This is a genomic window from Pedobacter cryoconitis (genome assembly GCF_014200605.1).
Lineage (GTDB): Bacteria > Bacteroidota > Bacteroidia > Sphingobacteriales > Sphingobacteriaceae > Pedobacter > Pedobacter cryoconitis_B.
In genome coordinates, this window is record NZ_JACHCE010000005.1 from 367,856 (window position 1) to 386,826 (window position 18,971).

The window sequence follows — 18,971 nt, forward strand, 5'->3', positions numbered from 1 at the left end:
CCTGCTATTATAAAGGCAATCCGATCTCACCTTTTGCCTGGGAAATAACCAGTGAGCTATGTACATTACCAACATTTTCAAGTGGCGCGATTTTTTGGCGTAGAAAAGCATTATAAGCATGCATATCAGGAATCATAATTTTTAACATGAAATCATACTTTCCGGTTATGTGATAACATTCCAAAACTTCGGGGTAAGAAATAACTGTTTTTTGGAAAGAAGCCAGTGCATCCTCACCATGACTGTTCAATGCGATTTGAGGAAAAGCAATCAGGCATGTTGTTATTTTCTCCCTGTCCAGTACAGCAACATATTTTTTAATGTAACCCATTTCTTCCAATCGTTTTCTTCTGTCAAAGATTGGAGAAATTGTTCTGTTGAGATGATGTGCAAGTTCTTTATTGGTTAGTCTTCCATTTTCCTGCAAAAGATTTAGTATTCCCAAATCAGTAGGGTCTAAATGCGAATTCATATATCTGATTATTTGGCTTAGTGTTATTTATTAGCAGGTTGATGATTAGCCAAATATAAAGTATTTCATAATTGAATAGGTGATAAATACTATAAAAAAATATGATTAACAGGTAGATAGTGTATTATTCTATATAGAATAATAGGTTGGTAAAACGATTTTAAATATCCTAAACTTCTCCTCTGGCTGATCGTGGTTAACCAGAATTTTTCTGCATTTTACAAGGCAACTCGTTTAGGATATTTAGAATTTAATGGAATATTATTACTGCTGATTCCACCAGACAGGTGTAAGTAATCTTGTCTTTTCAGAATTATCACCTACATTTTTTGGATTTCTCGTTGCTTCATTGGTTTCATAAACCATAGCCTGAATCCATGGATCGCTATCATTTGATGAAAAGATAGTTGTATTGATATTGAGGGGCTTTTTAAGACTTGGTCCATATATATCTTTGCTATAATCCATTCTGCGCATATCAACCCAGGTTTCATTATTTAAACACTGCGTAATATATTTCTGACGGAAAATGTGGCTCAGGCCCTGTGTCATATTTGCGAAATGCGAGGCAATCCCATCATTGAGTTGCGCTGTCCAGTAATTATTAATATCTGCTACGGTCACACCAAGTTTTCTCATGTTGGCTTTAACCCCCTGTTCATAATCAGCTAAAGAACCAGCTACATTACCTGAACGTAATTTAGCCTCAGCCTCGATCAGTTTCACTTCAGAGTAAGTGATAAAAGGAAAAGCAGAAGTTTTATTTGTATAATAACCACTTTTGCTAAAAGCACCATAGTCAGTAACTTCGGTTTTAGTTGGATCTCCGTTAGACCCGTCAGCTAATATGCCTTGTCCGCCTGCTAAGGCTCCGCCAGATCTCAATCCCCTGTATTTTCCATCAGATGCTGCCGGAAGCATGATTTTTGAAATACGCGGATCCTGATATAGACTGTTTGTAACCGGGAAGCTGGTTAGCATGTTCACAAAGAACTGGCTCCAGGTAAAGTATCGGGGATCTGTAGTGCTGGTAAAACCACCCCAGCTTGACCATGGATTCTCATCAGTTTGCAGCGCTCCTGCGATATAGTCAAATTGTGCATCCATTCCATCAGCATTAAATGCATTTTCACAAGCTTCTATCACTTTTGCAGGATTATATAGTGAAGTTTTTTTAGTTAAATGATTCAGATAACGTGCTTTCAAAGCATAAGCAAAACGTTTCCATTTATTCACATCGCCCTGATACATGATATCTCCGTTTTTTGAATTTAATGCAGCTGTCTTATTTGTTCCGTCAAATGCTACGATAGCCTCATCAAGTAACGTTTGAATACGCTGATAGACTGTTTGCTGATCATTAAATGAAGGGACAAGATTAATACCTGAAACACCATTGTAAAAATCGTCCACTACAATTGATCCGTACTGGTCGGTTAACATACCCAGATTCAAAGCCAGTAAAGTTTTTCCGGCTCCTGTAAAATGCGGGTTTTCTTCGGACTTACCTAAATTGATTAAATCAACACAATTAGGCATGGTATAGACATAGGCATTTTGCCAGAAAAAGTAAGAGGCTGTATAACGCCATTGTTCGGCATTTCTGTTAGTTCCGGTATTTAACTGTGTAGTTCCGTATTGGACTAATCCTGCAATTTCTCTGGAGCCACGCCACATCGATGCACCGTTAGTAGTTGTGATTGCACCCACTAAACGATTTGCTGCAGAAACTGATGTAGGATTATTTGGATCTGTATTTACATCCAGATATTTTTTGCAGGATGTTGTTATTGTCAGTGCAGTGATGCTTAAAACGGATAGGAATTTTATATGTAATGTCTTCATAATTGATAATATTAAAATGATAATCTCAAACCTAAATCAAATCCTCTTGTTGCCGGGATACCTAAATTGTCAAAACCAAATGATCCGGAACCATTAACTCCGGCCCCGCTGCCTGAAACTTCTGGGTCTACACCAGAATATTTAGTGATCAGAATTAGATTGCGCCCGGTTACTGAGACCTGAAGGTTTGATAGCCCGATTCTTTGAATCATTGTTTTTGGGAAATTATAACTGATCGTCGCATATCTTAAGCGGTACCAGCTGCCGTCCTCTACGAAATCATAACCTTGCTTAGTATATAGAGTCTGGTAATAGTTTTGGTCTAATTTTATGCTTTTAGTATTTGGAAGCCCTGTGGATTCTATGATCCCATCAAAAACTTTAGAAGTTCGGTCAGGAGTCTTTGTACTTGTACCTGCATAAACCATCGCATTTTCTGTATTATTGAAAATATCTCCTCCTCTTCTGATGTCAATCATAAAAGATAATGATAGATTTTTATAAGTGAATGTATTGGTAATGCCAGCTGTGAAATCTGGATTTCTATCTCCGATTACAGTTAGTGCAGGAGCGACCTGAGGCGCACCATTATTATCTAAGAGTAATTTGCCATCACTGTTTTTTTTCCATACGGTACCGTTTATGCCAAAAAGAGAACCGTTCAAAAATGCAGCAGCCTGTGCGACGTTTGTGCCTCCTGCAGCTACCCATGCATCAGATAATTCTATTCTATCCAGCTCACCAGGTAATGATTTTACTGTCGATTTATTTTTCGCAAAGTTAAAGTCTATTGACCACTTGAAATCTTTATGAATGATGGGCTGTACATTTAAAATGGCTTCAACGCCTTTACTATTGATAGAACCACCATTCAAATAAGCTAGAAATGAACCAGAGGAAGGAGTGGTACGTGTGGCAAGAATCTGGTTGTCAGAAGTAGAATTATAATAAGTTACATCGAGGCCAATCCTGCTTTTGAAAAACCTGATGTCTGTACCAATTTCAAAAGAGTTGGTAAACTCAGGTTCAAGCAGGGGATTTCCATAGTATGCCCCTGAATTGATAATGAAACCTCTGGGATTTATAGTTGAACTATTAGTTGTTGTACCTAAGGTGGTTGCCAGTACATAGGGTGGTGCATCCTTGCCAACTCTGGCCCATGATGCTCTGAATTTACCAAATGAAAAGACCTTGTCATCAGATTTAAGCCCCATTTCTTTGAGGATATCGGAAAATAAAACAGAAGTACTGACTGCTGGATAAAAGAAAGAGCGGGCATCTTTACGTACTGTAGATGACCAGTCATTACGGCCACGAAAATTTAGGAATACCAGATTTTTGTAATCTAAATTCAGATCTGCAAAAACGCCCATTATTCTTCTTTTTGAAATATTGTTAATACTTGTTCTGGTATTAGGTAAAGTATTATTTAATGAAGGAAATGTAGGATCAATAAAGCCCAGTCCGGTTGTAGTTACGCCTTCGTATGAAGTTGACTCTAAATTATGTCCAAGTGTAAGGCTAGTATTGAAATCATTCCAGAAAGTTTTTTTTCCTGTCACCAAAAGGGTCGAAGTTGTAATCTGATTGGTAGAAGCTACTTCCGAAATAGCCCCTTTTTCTTCACCAACAACGGTTGTTCCGGCACCTCTGATACTTTTGAACTTTTCATTATAGAAATCCGTTCCTAAGCGATAAGTTATATTAAGGAAAGAAAATGGATCATATGCAATGTTTCCGTTGGCAATAATCCTGTTTACTTTGTCAGTAACAGGTTTGTAATTTCTGCTCCAGTACGGATTATCAATTCCGGTAAGGGTTCGCTGGCTGCCATCAGGATTTAAATAAATACTCATATTATCACTTGATGGCCAGAGTACAGCGCCCATAACACCACTGCCACTACCTTGCAATACATATTTACGGTCAGATTCTACATAATTTATCGTTCCACCTACTTTTAGCTTATCCGAAATCCGGCTGTCACCGCTAAGTCTGAAAGACTTTCGGGTATAGCTCGTATTTTCTACAATCCCTTTTTGATTCAATAGACCGGCAGAGGTGAAAAAAGTAGTTTTTTCATTGCCGCCACTTGCTGAAATATCATGGGTTTGTGAAAAACCATCCTTAAAGAAGTTAGCTGGATTATTATAAATCCTTTCTCCCTGATCTAATACAGCACCCCATGAACCAGTTGCTACTGCATTCGAAATCCCTTGTTCTCCTTGTCCGTAAGCAGTTTGAAGTTCTGGTAATTTATTTACCCGGTCGAAAGAAAAATTATTGGAGTAGCTAATTTTACCTGCGCCAGAAATTCCCTTTTTGGTCGTAATTACGATGGCTCCGGAAGCTGCACGTAAACCATATAATCCAGCGGCCGAAGGGCCTTTTAATACTGTAATACTTTCAATATCTTCTGGATTGATATCTATCGCCCTGTTTGAGGCAGGCGCTGCACTTGCTACCAATCCGCCCTGTGAAACAGGTGTACTGTTATCAATTGGAATACCATCGACCACAAAAAGGGGCTGGTTGTTTCCGCTCAGAGAAGAGCCGCCACGGATATTAATACTGGCAGAGGAGCCAGGAGCACCGCTCGAATTGTTAATTTGTACACCTGCAACTTTTCCTTGCAGTGCATTTACAATATTAGGTTGATTAGATTCAATAATTTCTTTGGCTTTTACATTTTGTGTGGCATAGCCAAGACCTCTTACCTGCTGTTTTACACCAAAAGCAGTAACAGCGACCTCATTAAGACCTTTCGAATCTTCTTTTAGACTAATATTTATGGCTGTTGAATTTCCAACGACCTGTTCCTGGTTGACTGAGCCAATAAAGGAGAATACCAATAGTTGTCCGGTTTTTGCTTTAATTGAATAATTTCCTTCGCTATTTGTCATTACCCCCGAAGAAGTCCCTTTGATTTTTACAGTTACTCCAGGCAGCGGTAGCCCGTCTTCTGCTGAAATAACTTTTCCATTTACTGTTTTTTCCTGTGCGCTGGTATGCAGGGAGAGGAATAGAACAGAAATAAAGAATAGAAGTAGTCTTTTTTTCATTTTTAAATGATTTAGGTTGATTTTAGGTTAGTAAACAAGTAAAATAATTAAATTCTATTGCGTTATGGTAAACTGATTGATGTAAAATTATTTTTTTGTTTTTCTGAGCACAGACGATGGAGTGTCATTGAAATTAATGACAGCAAATGACCAGCTGAATAAACAGTCAGTACAGATTTGAGGAGAAATCGGGGGAAGATGGCCTTTGGCCAGATAACATATTAATGCAGGCAGAATGATTCGTAGCCTGCATTAATTTTTACAATAGGTATATATTATGCTAGTATTCTGCAAATACTTCGTCCGGATAACACCATAACCAGCGTTCACCTGGTTCGGCTGAGGAAATTACCGGATGCTGAGTTGAATGATAATGTTTGGTCATATGTTTTTGTGGAGAATCATCACAGCAAAGTGTGATTCCGCAGGTTTGACAAGTCCGTAAGTGCATCCATTCAGTACGATGTTTAATACACTCTTCGCAAACATAATCTTCACTTAATCTGACGTTTTTGATCGCAGTGATATGACTGCAAGGTTCTTGTTCATCCATTCTCTTGTTGTTTTAGGCTATTCAGATATTATTTATAATACAACCTTGCACTCTTAAACTTATACCCGCTATCATTGGAGAAGTTCGTTTTGCTATGTACAATTCTCCGGTTATTAATCACCAGAAGATCCCCTTTGTTAAGCGTATGCTGTTCACCAATTTCATGGATGAGTTCTTCCAGTTTTTGAAGTACATCTTTGGCAATGTGTAACAATGTAGTCGTATTAATGTTTTCTCCGTTATAACGAAGCTGGTAATTATCCTCATGTCTTGTCAGTACGGCCCCTTTGCCAGAACCAAACTCGAATATAGGAGTGCTGAGAATATCTATGTCTATTTCTGACAGATGAGCTAATATTTTATCCACGCTGCACAATACAGCCTGGTCTTTTTCTGTCGTGTCTGTATGCAGGCATAAATGCGCAACTACATCATGAATATAAGAATCTTCACTTGAGATATCAAAATATTGTTCTGTAATTGGTGAACCTACTTCATCACAGACTCTTTTAAAAAGATCTAATGGATTTGCTGAATTATTTTTAATAATACATCCAAAATCGTCCTTGTGCAAATTCTCTGATAATGAGGTGGAAATAGCAGAGATATGGTCATGCTGCGGTTTTTCATTTTGAAGATCAATTATATGCATGATAATAAATTTTTGATAGATATAGATGTAAGAATAGTATTGATTGAAATAACGTCTGATTCTTAAGATTTCTCTTTCGGGGCTATTTATATAGCTAATAGTTATTTGTTAATCTTTCTATGCAAGAATAATTACTATTTTTTGATATTCCAAAAAATATTTCACCTATTGGTGAATAATTATGTTTATCGCCAATAACGATGCCTGCAAACATAATTATTTGGAAATTCTGCTGAAAAGGCAGATTTAGTGAAAATAGAGAAGGGGAGATCGCGGCCGGAATGTATTATTTCCGGGCAATTTGAAAAGCAGAGGTTAGATCTCTGCTTTATAAATCTTTCTTTTGGTTCTTAGCTTCATTGTAGGTCCATTCAACAACTTGTTTAAGACTATTGATGATCCTCTGCTGACCTGTTTGTTCATTAATATCAATACCACAAAAGGTACTGCCATTTGATTTAGCGTGTAAAACCAGGTAGTAGATGCCGCCAATGAGCAGCGCCTGGATTGCCCTTATATCTACATTTGTATTTTCAAACTGTGGGTCTGTTAGTTTAAAAAGTTCATTTCCTAAAGTTTCTCTGGCATCGGCAATTTCGCGCATCAGTTCATTTTTTTCACTGATTTCCCATAGAATGACTTTTTGCATTTCTTCGGCCTGCAGGAAAAAATTAAACTGGTCAACCAGTATTTTACTGGCAAGGTCTTTACCAAAGTTGCCTTTATGCTCTTCGATTAAGATCTGAATACCCTCTGAAAAGGTTTCCCAATAGTCTTTCTGCCTGACATATGCTTCTACAAGCTTGTCAACACTTTCAAAATAAAGATAAATAAGTTTCTTATCGGCTTTGGCTTTGGTAGCAATATTGTTCACTCCTAAACCTTTATAGCCCTCAGTTCTTATAATTTCACCAACAGCGTTAAGTAATTTCAGCCTGGTCTTTTCTTTATTTCTTATTGGTCCTTCAGTAGTTTTTCTGACCATTTTATACTCCTTGTCCAACAATATCTAGTTTTTGGTTTACATATTCAAATGCATTCAGTGCTTTGTCTAATTGTTCAATTGTATGAGTTGCCATCAGGCTCATACGTATTCTGGCATCTTTCTTGGCTACTGCAGGATATAATATCGGGTTCGTATAAATACCTGCCTTAAGTAATAATTTACCTGCATCGCCTGTTTTATGTGCGTCACCTATTTTAACAGGTATGATTGCAGATTCAGTTGTACCTATATCCATTCCCATATCAGTAAGTCCTTTCTTAAAATAATTGATATTTTCCCATAATTTTAATTGCCATTGGGGTTCTTCATCAATTAATTCGATTGCTTTAATAATTCCTGCCGCTGCTGGTGTACTTGTCGCTGAAAAAATCTGCTGTCTGGATTGAAATTTCAGGAAGTTAATCAATTTGGGGTTTGCAATAACATAACCTCCAATATTTGCAAATGTTTTACTGAATGTTCCCGAAATAAGGTCTACCTCATGCAACAGGTCAGCATGTTCCAGTGCGCCCCTTCCTGTTGCTCCCAGAACACCAATTCCATGCGCATCATCTACCATAACATATGCACCGTAATGTCTTGCGAGATCTATAATTTTTTTCAAAGGAGCCATATCTCCATCCTGAGAATAAACACCATCGATGATCACCAGTTTAGTTCTGTATTTATCTTTTGCGTCTTTCAATATCCGCTCCAGAGACTCGGTATGGTTATGAAGGAAGGTTTTAGTATTAGTTAAGATGCAGCCTTCATACACGCTGGTATGAACAGCCATATCAACAATCGCTAAATCTTCTTTTTGAAGCAGACTCATTAATGTAGCGCTATTTGCAGTATATCCTGTAGTATAGATTACAGAAGAGTCTTTGCTGCGTTTAAAAAAGCCTGCAATTTTCTCTTCAAGAATCTCATGGTAGGCAAAATGTCCACCAATTAAAGGAGATGCACCGGCCCCTGTACCAAATTCCAGTATGCCCTGCATAGCTGCAGCTTTTACTTTTGGGTGCTGCGTAAATCCCAGATAATCATTTGATACGAAACTTATATAATCATGACCATTCTGATGCATTGACGTTTTTACACGCATTGCCGGGCCGCAGCCTGAGAAATTCTGCAATCGGTAATTCATATGGCCATTATCCTTCATATACTGAAGGAAGTCACCAAAGACCTCTGCTCTGTCATACATATCATGACCTTCTATATTTTCAAAATTTTTAAATGTGGCCGTTGCAAAATCCATTTTCAGGGTTGTTTTAGGAAGAGATGTGAGCGAAAATAATGCAATGCAATTGTAGGTATTGATATCTGTATTTGCAAATATTTTTCATTTTTTGAATAAAATATCTTGTTTATTTGTTTTTTAACTTAAAAAAGGCGTTTATTTTACCATTTATTTTCTTGTTTACCTGTCTTCTGTCTTTTTTTTATCAGTAAAGAGATTATTTACATGCTATTATTTATCGCCAGCGAGCTGAAAAAGAGAGAGAAACAAAATTGAAAATTTTAAAGTTGGTTTTTAACGCTGTGAGCTTATCTTTGCGAAGTGAAAAAGGCATGTTTATACGTACTATTTCCAATACTTTTTTTGAATACCTCTTTTTCGGAAGTATTCAAGCTGCCTCATCTTGTCTCACATTTTAATCATCACCATCAGCTGAATAACCAGGTTGGAATTATCAAATTCCTATCCATGCATTATTTTGGTGAAGATCTCAATGATAATGATGACGAAGACGATATGAAATTGCCATTTAAAAAGATAAACAGCCAGGTACATATTTCACAGGCAATTGCTTCGTCAAAACTCACCCTTTTCAAACAGCGTTACTTCTTTCTTTTAGTTCCTGCATATAAGCCGGAACAGGATTGGGTATCAAATCCTGCGCTGGATGACTTGTTCAGACCTCCAAGAGCATAATATTCCTTATTGAAAATTTTAATTGCTATACGGACAATTCTGTCTGTGTATAGCTCATGTATTTTATTTTTAAATAATTGAATTTATGCTTAATCTGATTATTAGCTTTTCTATAAAGAATAAGCTGATCATTGGTCTCTTTGTACTTACGCTGATAGGCTGGGGTACATATGAGGTCACAAAATTACCTATAGATGCACTTCCTGATATTACTGATAACCAGGTTCAGGTCATTACCGTATCGCCATCTCTTGGGGCCCCTGATATCGAAAGACTAATTACCTTTCCAATTGAACAGGCTTGTAGCAGTATCTCCGGACTTAAACAGATCAGAAGTTTTTCCAGGTTCGGACTTTCCCTGGTTACCATAGTTTTTAACGAAGAAACAGATGTTTACTGGGCCAGGCAACAAATTAGTGAAAAGCTGCAACAGGTTCAACAGGAGATTCCTGCTGGAGTAGGGTCCCCGCAAATGGCTCCGGTTTCTACTGGTCTTGGTGAAATTTATCAATATGTAGTAAGGCCGCTTAAGGGATACGAAAGTCAATATAATGCGACAGAACTCCGTACCATTCAGGATTGGATAGTACGTCGTCAGCTTTTAGGGACACCAGGGGTTGCAGAGGTTTCCAGTTTTGGTGGCAAGCTCAAACAATATGAGATAGCTGTCCGCCAGGATCAGCTAAAAGCGCATAGGATTACGATTGCTGATGTATTTGAAGCTTTAGAAAAGAATAACGAAAATACCGGTGGAGCTTATATTGAAAAAGGGCCTACGGTGTTATATATACGTAGTGAGGGTTTAACTACTACGCCCGAAGATATTCAGCAGATTGTTGTAAAAACATTGGAAAATGGTACGCCTTTGCTGATGAAAGATGTGGCTACTGTTCAATACGGTTCTGCAATCAGGTATGGCGCTATGACTTATAATGATAAGGGAGAAGTTGCTGGTGCTGTAGTTATGATGCTGAAAGGCGAAAACTCATCACTCGTAGTCAAAAGAGTTAAAGACAGAATAGCAGAAATACAAAAAATGCTTCCTAAAGGTGTAGTGATCGAACCATTCCTGGATCGTACCAAGATGGTAGACAATGCTATACATACCGTAGAATCTAATTTATTGGAAGGTGCGCTGATCGTCATATTTGTACTTGTGTTTTTTCTGGGTAATCTCAGGGCCGGACTTATTGTGTCGTCAGTTATCCCGCTTTCTATGCTGTTTGCAATTATTCTGATGAATAAATTTGGAGTTGGAGGGAACCTGATGTCATTGGGGGCTATAGATTTCGGCCTTATTGTGGATGGATCTGTAATTGTTGTAGAAGCCATATTACACAGGTTTGTGCATTCTAAACAGTTTAGAAAAGCCGGTCATATCACTCAGGAGGAGATGGATAAAGAAGTCGGTAAGTCTACAGGCTCTATGATTAAATCGGCGGTTTTCAGCCAGATCATTATCCTGATAGTTTATTTACCCATTTTATCTCTGGAAGGTATTGAAGGAAAGATGTTTAAACCAATGGCATTTACAATTGCTTTTGCCATATTAGGTGCATTTATTTTGTCAGTTACTTATGTCCCGATGATGTCGGCCTTATGTCTGAGTAAAAATCTGAAACACGAGAAAAATATTACAGACAGATTGATGGCGTGGCTGGAAAGAAGATATCAGCCTTTGCTTGCTAAAGTGCTGCGATTCCCTAAAACCATTATCCTGGTGACTTTATCCTTATTCGTTATTTCTGTATTTATTCTGACCAGAATGGGTGGAGAATTTATTCCTCAGCTCGAAGAAGGGGATTTTGCTGTTGAAACCCGGTTATTGACAGGTAGTAATCTGAATAACACTATTGAAACTACTCAGAAGGCCTCTAAAATTCTTTTAAATGAGTTCCCGGAAGTGCAAAAAATAGTAACCAAAATAGGAAGTGCGGAAGTTCCAACAGACCCAATGCCTTTCGAAGCAGGAGATATGATGGTTATCCTTAAAGATAAAAAGGACTGGACTTCGGCTAAATCATTTCCTGAATTAAGTGCAAAAATGACTAAGGCCTTAGAGGTTGTTCCGGGAATTACAGTTGGCTTCCAGTTTCCAGTTCAGATGCGCTTTAATGAGCTGATGACAGGGGCAAGGCAAGATGTAGTGTGTAAGATTTTTGGAGAAGATCTTGACTCTCTTTCCAGTTATGCCCACCGTTTGGCTGGAATTATTCAAACTGTAAAGGGGGCAATTAATATTTATGAAGAAAAGGTAAACGGTATGCCACAGGTAGTTGTGAAATACAACAGAGAGGGGATGGCTAAATACGGATTAAATGTGAGCGATGTAAACAGGGTGGTCAATACTGCTTTCGCAGGGCAGATAGCCGGGCAGGTTTATGAAGGGGAAAAAAGATTTGATATGGTGGTCAGATTAGATGGTGAATCCCGTAAAAATATTGCTGATATCCGTAACCTGATGATCCCGGCTAAAACCGGCGTACAGATCCCTTTGTCACTTGTAGCAACAGTTGAGGAGGTAGAAGGTGTAAATCAGATTCAGCGGGAAGATACTAAACGCAGAATTATTATTGGATTTAATATCAAGGATAGAGACGTGCAATCCATAGTTGAAGAGTTACAGCAAAAGGTTGATCGTGAACTCCAGCTGAATAAAGGATATACTATACAATACGGAGGCTCATTCGAAAACATGACTGCGGCAAAAGCAAGATTAAGTATCGTAGTCCCTATTGCTCTTTTATTGATTTTCCTGCTTTTATATTTTGCATTCAGTTCTGTTAAACAAGGATTATTAATTTATACAGCGATTCCTTTATCTGCAATTGGTGGGATTCTGGCACTCTGGGCAAGAGATCTTCCTTTTAGTATTTCTGCAGGAGTAGGTTTTATTGCCCTGTTTGGTGTAGCAGTTTTAAATGGGATTCTTTTAGTTACTGAATTTAACCGCTTAAAAAAAGAGGGCTGGACAGATGTTAAACGTATAGTTATACATGCTACGAAATCAAAACTCAGAGCGGTTTTAATGACTGCGCTTGTTCCTTCTCTGGGTTTTATCCCCATGGCCATCAGTACCGGAGCAGGTGGTGCCGTACAAAAACCGCTTGCAACTGTCGTTATAGGAGGTTTAATCGTTTCTACCTTATTAACACTATTTGTTTTACCTATGCTTTACATCGTTTTTGAGAAAGGATTTAAATACTTCAGGCCACAGAAAAGTATAGTGACTGCAGTTCTGATTATATTTTCATTTGGCTGGAATGCAACCGCTCAGGAAAGAATACATCTGCCTGCAGCGATTGACAGTGCGCTGAAAAATAACAATGCATTAAGGGTTTCAATGCTTCAGACAGATTACCAGCGTGAACTCAGGAAGAGCAGTTTTGATGTTCAAAAAGCGAATGCAGGATTTGAATATGGTCAATTCAACAGCTTGAAAAATGACAACAGATTTTCAATCTCTCAAAGCATTGATTTTCCAGGTGTTTATACGCGGCAGTCGGCAATCAATAAAACAAATCTCCAGATTAGTGAAACTACGCTCTTGCAGCATCAGCTGGATGTGAAAACACGTGTTAAATCTACCTATCATGGTTTACTGGTACTGGAAAATAAACGCAGGTTATTATTGCAGGCAGACAGTATTTACAGTGGCTTCCTGGAAAAAGCAGAGCAAAGGTTTAATTCGGGAGATGTTGATGCACTGGAACTGGCAACAGCAAGAAATCAGCGTTCACAAATTTCCAATCAACTGGAGATTTTGAAAACAGACTATGAAGTTTTACTGAACCGCTTTAATGTATTATTAAACAGTAAAAATAAGATGGTCCCTGAAATGGATAGTGTCTTGTATCAATTTTCTTCCCTGCCAGGAGCTGATCAAACAATGAATAACCCTTTGCTGAAATTGCAGCAGCAGCAATTACAGTTATCACAACAGCAATATAAGCTGGAAAAAAGTAGACTCATGCCTTCTTTAAATTTAGGCTACAGCAATACAAGTATTGTTGGATGGCAGACTATAAGTTCAGGTTCAGAGTTATACTTTGATCAGGGAAAAAGATTCTCTTCGGTTAATGTGGGAATTGGTATCCCTCTGTTTTTTGGTGCACAGCGTGCGAAAATTAAAGCGTCAAATGTATTGATCAGGCAGCGTGAACAGGAACTTTCTGTATCTAAACAGGAGCTGGAATCAGAACTGGAAACAGCATTGAAAGTTTACAATCAGCATAGCAGGCTGATTAAATCTTATCAAACGTCTATTTTACCTAATGCAACAAAGATCATTACCATAACTACTGATAAGCTGAATGCTGGTGAAATTGGTTACCTGGATTGGGTGATTTTAATTAATCAGTCCATTCAGCTTCGTAGTGAATACTTTAATACTGTTCAGCAATTGAACGAAGCTGTTTTTGAAATAGAAAGAATAAGTGCCGTTAACTAAATAAAAAGATTAAAATGAAACAAGCAATAATATTAACGTCCGCTCTGATTATCTTATTTTCTTCCTGTAAAAATGAGCAGAAGGAAGAGAAGACAGCAGCAAAAGAACAAACACAAGAACTGAAAACGGACGAAGATCTTGTGCAGTTATTACCTGCACAAATTAAAAACTCGGGAATTGAAGTTGGTGATTTCCAGAATAAGGAAATGCATACTACGTTAAAAGTAAATGGGGTAATCGATGTACCGCCAGAAAATATTGTATCAATCAGTATTCCATTGGGTGGATATGTGAAAAAGATGGCGCTTATTCCAGGGATGAAGGTGGGGAAAGGAAGTGTGCTGGCTACTGTAGAAGATCAGCAGTATATTCAGTTACAACAGGATTATCTGACCGCAAAGAGCAGATTGAAATTTGCTGAAGCAGATTATAATCGTCAAAAGGGATTAAATGCTACTAAAGCGACGAGTGATAAACTTTTTCAGCAATCAGAAAGTGAGTTTAGCAATCAGAAGATCCTGGTGCGCTCATTGGCCGAAAAAATCAGATTGATAGGCTTGAACCCATCAGTATTGAATGAAAATAATATCTCCAGGGCGATCAATATTTATGCACCTATCAGTGGGTATGTAACTAAAGTGAATGTGAATACCGGTAAATATGTGACTTCTTCTGATGTCTTATTTGAGTTGATTAACCCGGGGGCTTTACATGTGAACCTGACTGTTTTCGAGAATGATGCTTCTAAACTGAAAGAAGGGCAAAAGATTATTTGTACCACAAACAAACATCCGGAGAAGAAATATACGGCTATTATTCACCTGATCACCCCTAATATTGGAGAGGATCGTACAACCAGTGTACATTGTGATTTGAAAGATTATGATAAAGATCTGCTACCAGGTACTTTTATGAATGCAAGTATTGAATTAAATAATTCAAGCGTTACTGCTGTTCCGGAAGCAGCAGTAGTGAAATGGGAAAATAAAGAGTATATTTTCTCTGCGGAGGGTGGCAATAAATTTAGAATGAGAAAAGTAGAAACAGGAGTTATTAATAATGGGTTTGTAGAAATTAAGTCGGCAATGGATGTAAAATCAATTGTTGTCAAAAATGCTTATGCAATTTTGATGAAGATGAAGAATAGTGAAGAAGAAGGATAGATGAATAAACTCAAAACATATTTTAACTGGAGTACGGGAAAGGATTCAGCTCTTGTGTTGTATCACCTGATGAAAGACAAGAATTATAGTGTAGAACATTTACTTACTTCTGTAAATGCGCAGCATAATCGGGTAAGTATGCACGGTTTACGAAGAGAATTGCTGGAATTGCAATTAAATGAAATAGACTTACCTTATTCTACCATAGAATTACCGGAACAACCATTAATGCAGGAATATGAAATGCTGATGGAACAAGAAGTTTTGAGCTTACAGCAGCGTGGGTTTACCCATGCTGCTTTTGGTGATATCTTTTTAGAAGACCTAAGAACATACAGAGAACAACAATTATCTGCTTTAAATATCCAATCTGTTTTTCCACTTTGGAAAAGGGACACTAAAGAACTGCTAACTGAATTTATTGATCTTGGTTTTAAATCAGTTTTAGTTTGTATTAAAGCAGATTTGCTGGATCAGGAATTTGCAGGCAGAATTATTGATGCAGATTTTATTAAAGATTTGCCTTCAAATGTAGATATCTGCGGAGAAAATGGTGAGTTCCATACCTTTTGTTTTGACGGCCCGGTCTTCAAAAATCCTATTCCTTTTGAAATAGGTGAAAAGGTTTACAGGGAATATCAGACTCCTAAGACAGATGCTGATTCATGTTCATCTGAACCTTTGAAAAGTAACAGTGGATTTTGGTTCTGTGATTTATTGCCATGAAGCAACAGCTAATTTTTTCTTCTTGAAAATAAGAGTAATTTTAACTGATAGCCTTAATAAGATACATGAACCGAAAATATTTCATCTCTTCTCTGGTCGCCTCAGGTGCAGTATTGTCAACCCTCAAAGGCTGGGCAAATCTTTCTATAAAAGAAGATGCAGGTAAAGTTAAAATACCTTCATATCTAAAACCAGGTGATATTATTGGTATTACAAGTCCGGCAGGATCTATTAGTCTGGAGAATATTCTTCCAGCTGTTCAGCTGATACAAGGGTGGGGCTTTAAAACAGAAATTGGCCTCACCATAGGGAAAAAGGACTTTACATTTGGTGGTACAGATGAACAAAGAAGGGAAGATCTTCAAAAAATGCTTGACAATCCATCTCTAAAAGCGATTATGTGTGCCAGAGGCGGATATGGTATTGTCCGTATTATTGATCAGCTAAATTTTGATGAATTTATCAAACATCCTAAATGGTTAATTGGGTTTAGTGATGTCACCGTTTTGCATACCCATATCAACCAGAATTTTGGTATTGCAACCATCCATTCTAAAATGTGTAATAGCTTTCCAAAGGAGTGGGTTAAGGCAGAGCCAATTCAGGTAAGTACAATCTTATCTATTAAACAGGCGCTTACCGGTGAAAATCTTAAATACACTGCACCAGTTTCAGTATCAAACCGGTCAGGAAGGGGAGAAGGCCTGTTGATAGGGGGTAATCTAAGTATCATTGCCAGTAATTCGGGGACAAAATCAGACCTGAATACGCAGGGTAAGATCTTATTTTTAGAAGATACCGGAGAATACTTATATAACCTTGACCGGATGTTCTGGAATTTAAAACGTACAGATAAACTTGCTCATCTGGCCGGATTAATCATTGGAGGGTTTAGTGTAAAACCAGATGATCCGGATGAAATATTCGGTAAATCAATCTATGAAATTGTCATGGAAAAGGTAAAGGATTATAACTATCCTGTTTGTTTTGATTTTCCGGTAGGGCATCAGAGAGATAATTTCGCACTTAAATGCGGGAGCAAGCATGTTCTTGAAGTAGGAACAGAAGGGAGTACGCTGAGCTCATTCCATTAAATAATATTCACCGGACCAGAATTCCAGCCCAATGAATATTATCAATTACATTATTTTTTAGTCACCCGTATATCAATACGACGATTCTGAGCTTTTCCATCTGCTGTATCATTACTGGCGATAGGGTGTTCTGCCCCATAACCTTCAGCTTCCAGGCGTTTAGCATCCACACCTAATTTTATCAGTTCCTGCATAGCTGCATTTGCCCGCTCGTTAGATATTTTCTTATTGATTGCAGCATCACCTGTATTATCAGTATAGCCCCCTAATTTTAAATTGACATCAGGATATGCTTTTAAGATAGCGACCATATTTTTTAATTGTTCCTGTGATTCTGGTTTTAACGTACTCTTTCCGGTTTCGAAGTATAATCTGTCAAATGTAAACCAGGTAGTTTTATCAACAGGTTTACTTTTGTCTTCAATAAATGCAATCAATCTGCTCTCTACAGAATTCTCACCTATACTGATTTCTGTGCCATCGGGTAATTTTTTAGTGGTTTTAGCGCCTAAATCCCGGACGAAATCCCCTGCCTCATTTAATTTCCCGGCAACAGTGCTGCCCATTGCAGCCGCACCAGCTTTCATTGCACTTCCGGCAGAATCTATTTTAGAGCCCATGGAGTCAACTTTGGATGATAAAGAGTCTGTTGCATTGCCTACCGTTGATTTATTACATCCGGATCTGCTCATAATCCACCACGCTCCGATGATGATGATAAGCAAAGGGATCAGCCATCTTAAAAAACTGCCGCCAGATTTGGGTTTCTCAACCGCACCATAATTTAAAGGCGGGGCATTTGGCAAATCTACTTTAGGAACTTCTACTTTCGGAATATCCACTTTCGGAATTTCTGCCTTTGGTATATCCACGTGAGGAAGACTGAGACTGGCCAGACCTAAAGAGTCGCTTAAACCACTCGGTAGTGCGGCGGCAATCTCTGATTTACTCTCGAAGATTTTACCTGATAACTCTGAAAAATTCCAGCCCTTACTGGTCATTGTCTTTGTAATAAAGCCTATAACCAGTGGGGCAATCATTGCCAGTAATCCTGATGATTTTTCAGCACTTAATCCTGTAGAATTGGAAAGTGCATTAGTCACTGTACCGGTATCATGTCCAAATAAGCCACCTAACAAAGATTTTCCTTTATCCAGTAAAGAATCATCACTACCACTTAATAAATCTTCAGGTTTACTTTCTGCATGTGCACCAGTAAGGCCAGGTACTATATTCCCTAAAAAGCCTGAATCTGTTCCAGTCCCATTTTTCATAATACCGGCTAAAACGGCGGGAATGCCGGCAGAGAAACCAGTTTTTACCTGGTCTTCAGTTACGCCAGCTTTCTGGCTCAGAGATGAGATTACATGATCACTCACCTGACTTTTTAATAGCTCAATTAAATTCATGTTGATAGTTTTTAGGTTAGAAATTTTAGTCTTTATATCAATCTTTTATAAATAAAAGATGTATCAACTCTTAATATTCAAACGGTCACTATACACCCTCGCCTTTAATTTCAATTCAGTATATTAATTAAAATATACCTGCACTTACATAAATATAATCTTATTATTTGTAGATACAAGTAATAAGATTAAGTAAAGTGTTAAAATACAGATCTTTAATTACTGTTAACCTGGTCTTTTAATTCGGGACGTTTGTCTTCTATCAAAGAATTTACTTCGACCATAAATCCTCCCGGAGCGTTAAAATAGAAAGTCATCCTTCCATGCTCTTCTCTGATGTTTTCTGGATTATAACCACCAGAAGTAAGTTTTTGATGGATCTCTTCGACTTGCTCAACAGTATCCTGCATAAATCCAATATGAAAGATTTCAGGATAGAAAGCGTCGTCAGTTTTGAACATCGTAATTAATGAACCATTTTTATCCAGTAAAAATGCCATTTTCGTACTCACCGGAGTTTGTGGTGCGCGTACCATCCCAAAATAAGTTTCAAACATTTCTACAGTTGCAGGAACTTCAGTAACTGCGAATCCAATGTGATTAATTTTCATTTTTTTT

14 protein-coding genes are annotated in these 18,971 nt (G+C 37.8%); 5 read left to right on the top strand and 9 right to left on the bottom strand.

The features are described 5' to 3' along the window. Positions 1-7 precede the first annotated feature (7 nt). From HDE68_RS17190 to HDE68_RS17220, 7 genes are all read right to left on the bottom strand, one after another. The gene (locus HDE68_RS17190; protein WP_183883449.1) at positions 8-472 is read right to left on the bottom strand and encodes an Lrp/AsnC family transcriptional regulator; all 465 of its coding nucleotides are present in this window, start codon (positions 470-472) and stop codon (positions 8-10) included. Between the two features lie 264 nt (positions 473-736). After that, positions 737-2,317 carry a SusD/RagB family nutrient-binding outer membrane lipoprotein gene (locus tag HDE68_RS17195; protein ID WP_183883450.1) on the bottom strand — a complete coding sequence of 527 codons (1,581 nt, stop codon included), beginning with the start codon at positions 2,315-2,317 and terminating at the stop codon, positions 737-739. Positions 2,318-2,328: 11 nt separating this feature from the next. Continuing rightward, a complete protein-coding gene (locus tag HDE68_RS17200) occupies positions 2,329-5,379 on the bottom strand; it encodes a SusC/RagA family TonB-linked outer membrane protein (RefSeq protein WP_183883451.1) in 3,051 nt (1,016 codons plus the stop codon). Between the two features lie 280 nt (positions 5,380-5,659). Then, a complete protein-coding gene (locus HDE68_RS17205; protein WP_183883452.1) occupies positions 5,660-5,932 on the bottom strand; it encodes a UBP-type zinc finger domain-containing protein in 273 nt (90 codons plus the stop codon). A gap of 28 nt (positions 5,933-5,960) precedes the next feature. After that, positions 5,961-6,584 carry a TauD/TfdA family dioxygenase gene (locus HDE68_RS17210; protein ID WP_183883453.1) on the bottom strand — a complete coding sequence of 208 codons (624 nt, stop codon included), beginning with the start codon at positions 6,582-6,584 and terminating at the stop codon, positions 5,961-5,963. Between the two features lie 328 nt (positions 6,585-6,912). Continuing rightward, positions 6,913-7,587, bottom strand: coding sequence for a TetR/AcrR family transcriptional regulator (locus HDE68_RS17215; RefSeq protein ID WP_221300776.1), 675 nt, complete (start codon positions 7,585-7,587; stop codon positions 6,913-6,915). Further along, positions 7,571-8,833, bottom strand: a complete 1,263-nt coding sequence (locus HDE68_RS17220; protein WP_260171797.1) for an aminotransferase class I/II-fold pyridoxal phosphate-dependent enzyme — start codon at positions 8,831-8,833, stop codon at positions 7,571-7,573. The genes HDE68_RS17215 and HDE68_RS17220 overlap by 17 nt, the downstream gene beginning before the upstream one ends. Before the next feature lie 303 nt (positions 8,834-9,136). Here HDE68_RS17220 and HDE68_RS17225 point away from each other — a divergent pair, with 303 nt between their 5' ends. From HDE68_RS17225 to HDE68_RS17245, 5 genes are all read left to right on the top strand, one after another. Then, positions 9,137-9,511 carry a hypothetical protein gene (locus tag HDE68_RS17225; protein ID WP_183883454.1) on the top strand — a complete coding sequence of 125 codons (375 nt, stop codon included), beginning with the start codon at positions 9,137-9,139 and terminating at the stop codon, positions 9,509-9,511. An 85-nt stretch (positions 9,512-9,596) separates the two neighbouring features. Beyond that, positions 9,597-13,961 carry a CusA/CzcA family heavy metal efflux RND transporter gene (locus tag HDE68_RS17230; RefSeq protein WP_183883455.1) on the top strand — a complete coding sequence of 1,455 codons (4,365 nt, stop codon included), beginning with the start codon at positions 9,597-9,599 and terminating at the stop codon, positions 13,959-13,961. Between the two features lie 14 nt (positions 13,962-13,975). Next, on the top strand, positions 13,976-15,124 hold the full coding sequence (locus tag HDE68_RS17235; RefSeq protein WP_183883456.1) for an efflux RND transporter periplasmic adaptor subunit: 1,149 nt from the start codon (positions 13,976-13,978) through the stop codon (positions 15,122-15,124). Next, positions 15,125-15,850 (top strand): ATP-binding protein, encoded by a 726-nt coding sequence (locus tag HDE68_RS17240; protein WP_183883457.1) that lies wholly within the window; start codon positions 15,125-15,127, stop codon positions 15,848-15,850. A gap of 65 nt (positions 15,851-15,915) precedes the next feature. After that, complete coding sequence (locus tag HDE68_RS17245) at positions 15,916-16,944, top strand: LD-carboxypeptidase (protein ID WP_183883458.1); 1,029 nt, start codon at positions 15,916-15,918, stop codon at positions 16,942-16,944. A 50-nt stretch (positions 16,945-16,994) separates the two neighbouring features. Here HDE68_RS17245 and HDE68_RS17250 read toward each other — a convergent pair whose 3' ends face one another. Then, positions 16,995-18,353 carry an OmpA family protein gene (locus HDE68_RS17250; protein ID WP_183883459.1) on the bottom strand — a complete coding sequence of 453 codons (1,359 nt, stop codon included), beginning with the start codon at positions 18,351-18,353 and terminating at the stop codon, positions 16,995-16,997. A 215-nt stretch (positions 18,354-18,568) separates the two neighbouring features. Next, on the bottom strand, positions 18,569-18,964 hold the full coding sequence (locus HDE68_RS17255) for a VOC family protein (RefSeq protein ID WP_183883460.1): 396 nt from the start codon (positions 18,962-18,964) through the stop codon (positions 18,569-18,571). Positions 18,965-18,971: the final 7 nt, after the last annotated feature.

What these genes read in the sequence shown, in the direction of transcription:
- HDE68_RS17190 (WP_183883449.1), bottom strand. Translation starts at nt 472, where the DNA reads ATGAATTCGCATTTAGACCCTACTGATTTGGGAATACTAAATCTTTTG.
- HDE68_RS17195 (WP_183883450.1), bottom strand. Translation starts at nt 2,317, where the DNA reads ATGAAGACATTACATATAAAATTCCTATCCGTTTTAAGCATCACTGCA.
- HDE68_RS17200 (WP_183883451.1), bottom strand. Translation starts at nt 5,379, where the DNA reads ATGAAAAAAAGACTACTTCTATTCTTTATTTCTGTTCTATTCCTCTCC.
- HDE68_RS17205 (WP_183883452.1), bottom strand. Translation starts at nt 5,932, where the DNA reads ATGGATGAACAAGAACCTTGCAGTCATATCACTGCGATCAAAAACGTC.
- HDE68_RS17210 (WP_183883453.1), bottom strand. Translation starts at nt 6,584, where the DNA reads ATGCATATAATTGATCTTCAAAATGAAAAACCGCAGCATGACCATATC.
- HDE68_RS17220 (WP_260171797.1), bottom strand. Translation starts at nt 8,833, where the DNA reads ATGGATTTTGCAACGGCCACATTTAAAAATTTTGAAAATATAGAAGGT.
- HDE68_RS17230 (WP_183883455.1), top strand. Translation starts at nt 9,597, where the DNA reads ATGCTTAATCTGATTATTAGCTTTTCTATAAAGAATAAGCTGATCATT.
- HDE68_RS17235 (WP_183883456.1), top strand. Translation starts at nt 13,976, where the DNA reads ATGAAACAAGCAATAATATTAACGTCCGCTCTGATTATCTTATTTTCT.
- HDE68_RS17240 (WP_183883457.1), top strand. Translation starts at nt 15,125, where the DNA reads ATGAATAAACTCAAAACATATTTTAACTGGAGTACGGGAAAGGATTCA.
- HDE68_RS17245 (WP_183883458.1), top strand. Translation starts at nt 15,916, where the DNA reads ATGAACCGAAAATATTTCATCTCTTCTCTGGTCGCCTCAGGTGCAGTA.
- HDE68_RS17250 (WP_183883459.1), bottom strand. Translation starts at nt 18,353, where the DNA reads ATGAATTTAATTGAGCTATTAAAAAGTCAGGTGAGTGATCATGTAATC.
- HDE68_RS17255 (WP_183883460.1), bottom strand. Translation starts at nt 18,964, where the DNA reads ATGAAAATTAATCACATTGGATTCGCAGTTACTGAAGTTCCTGCAACT.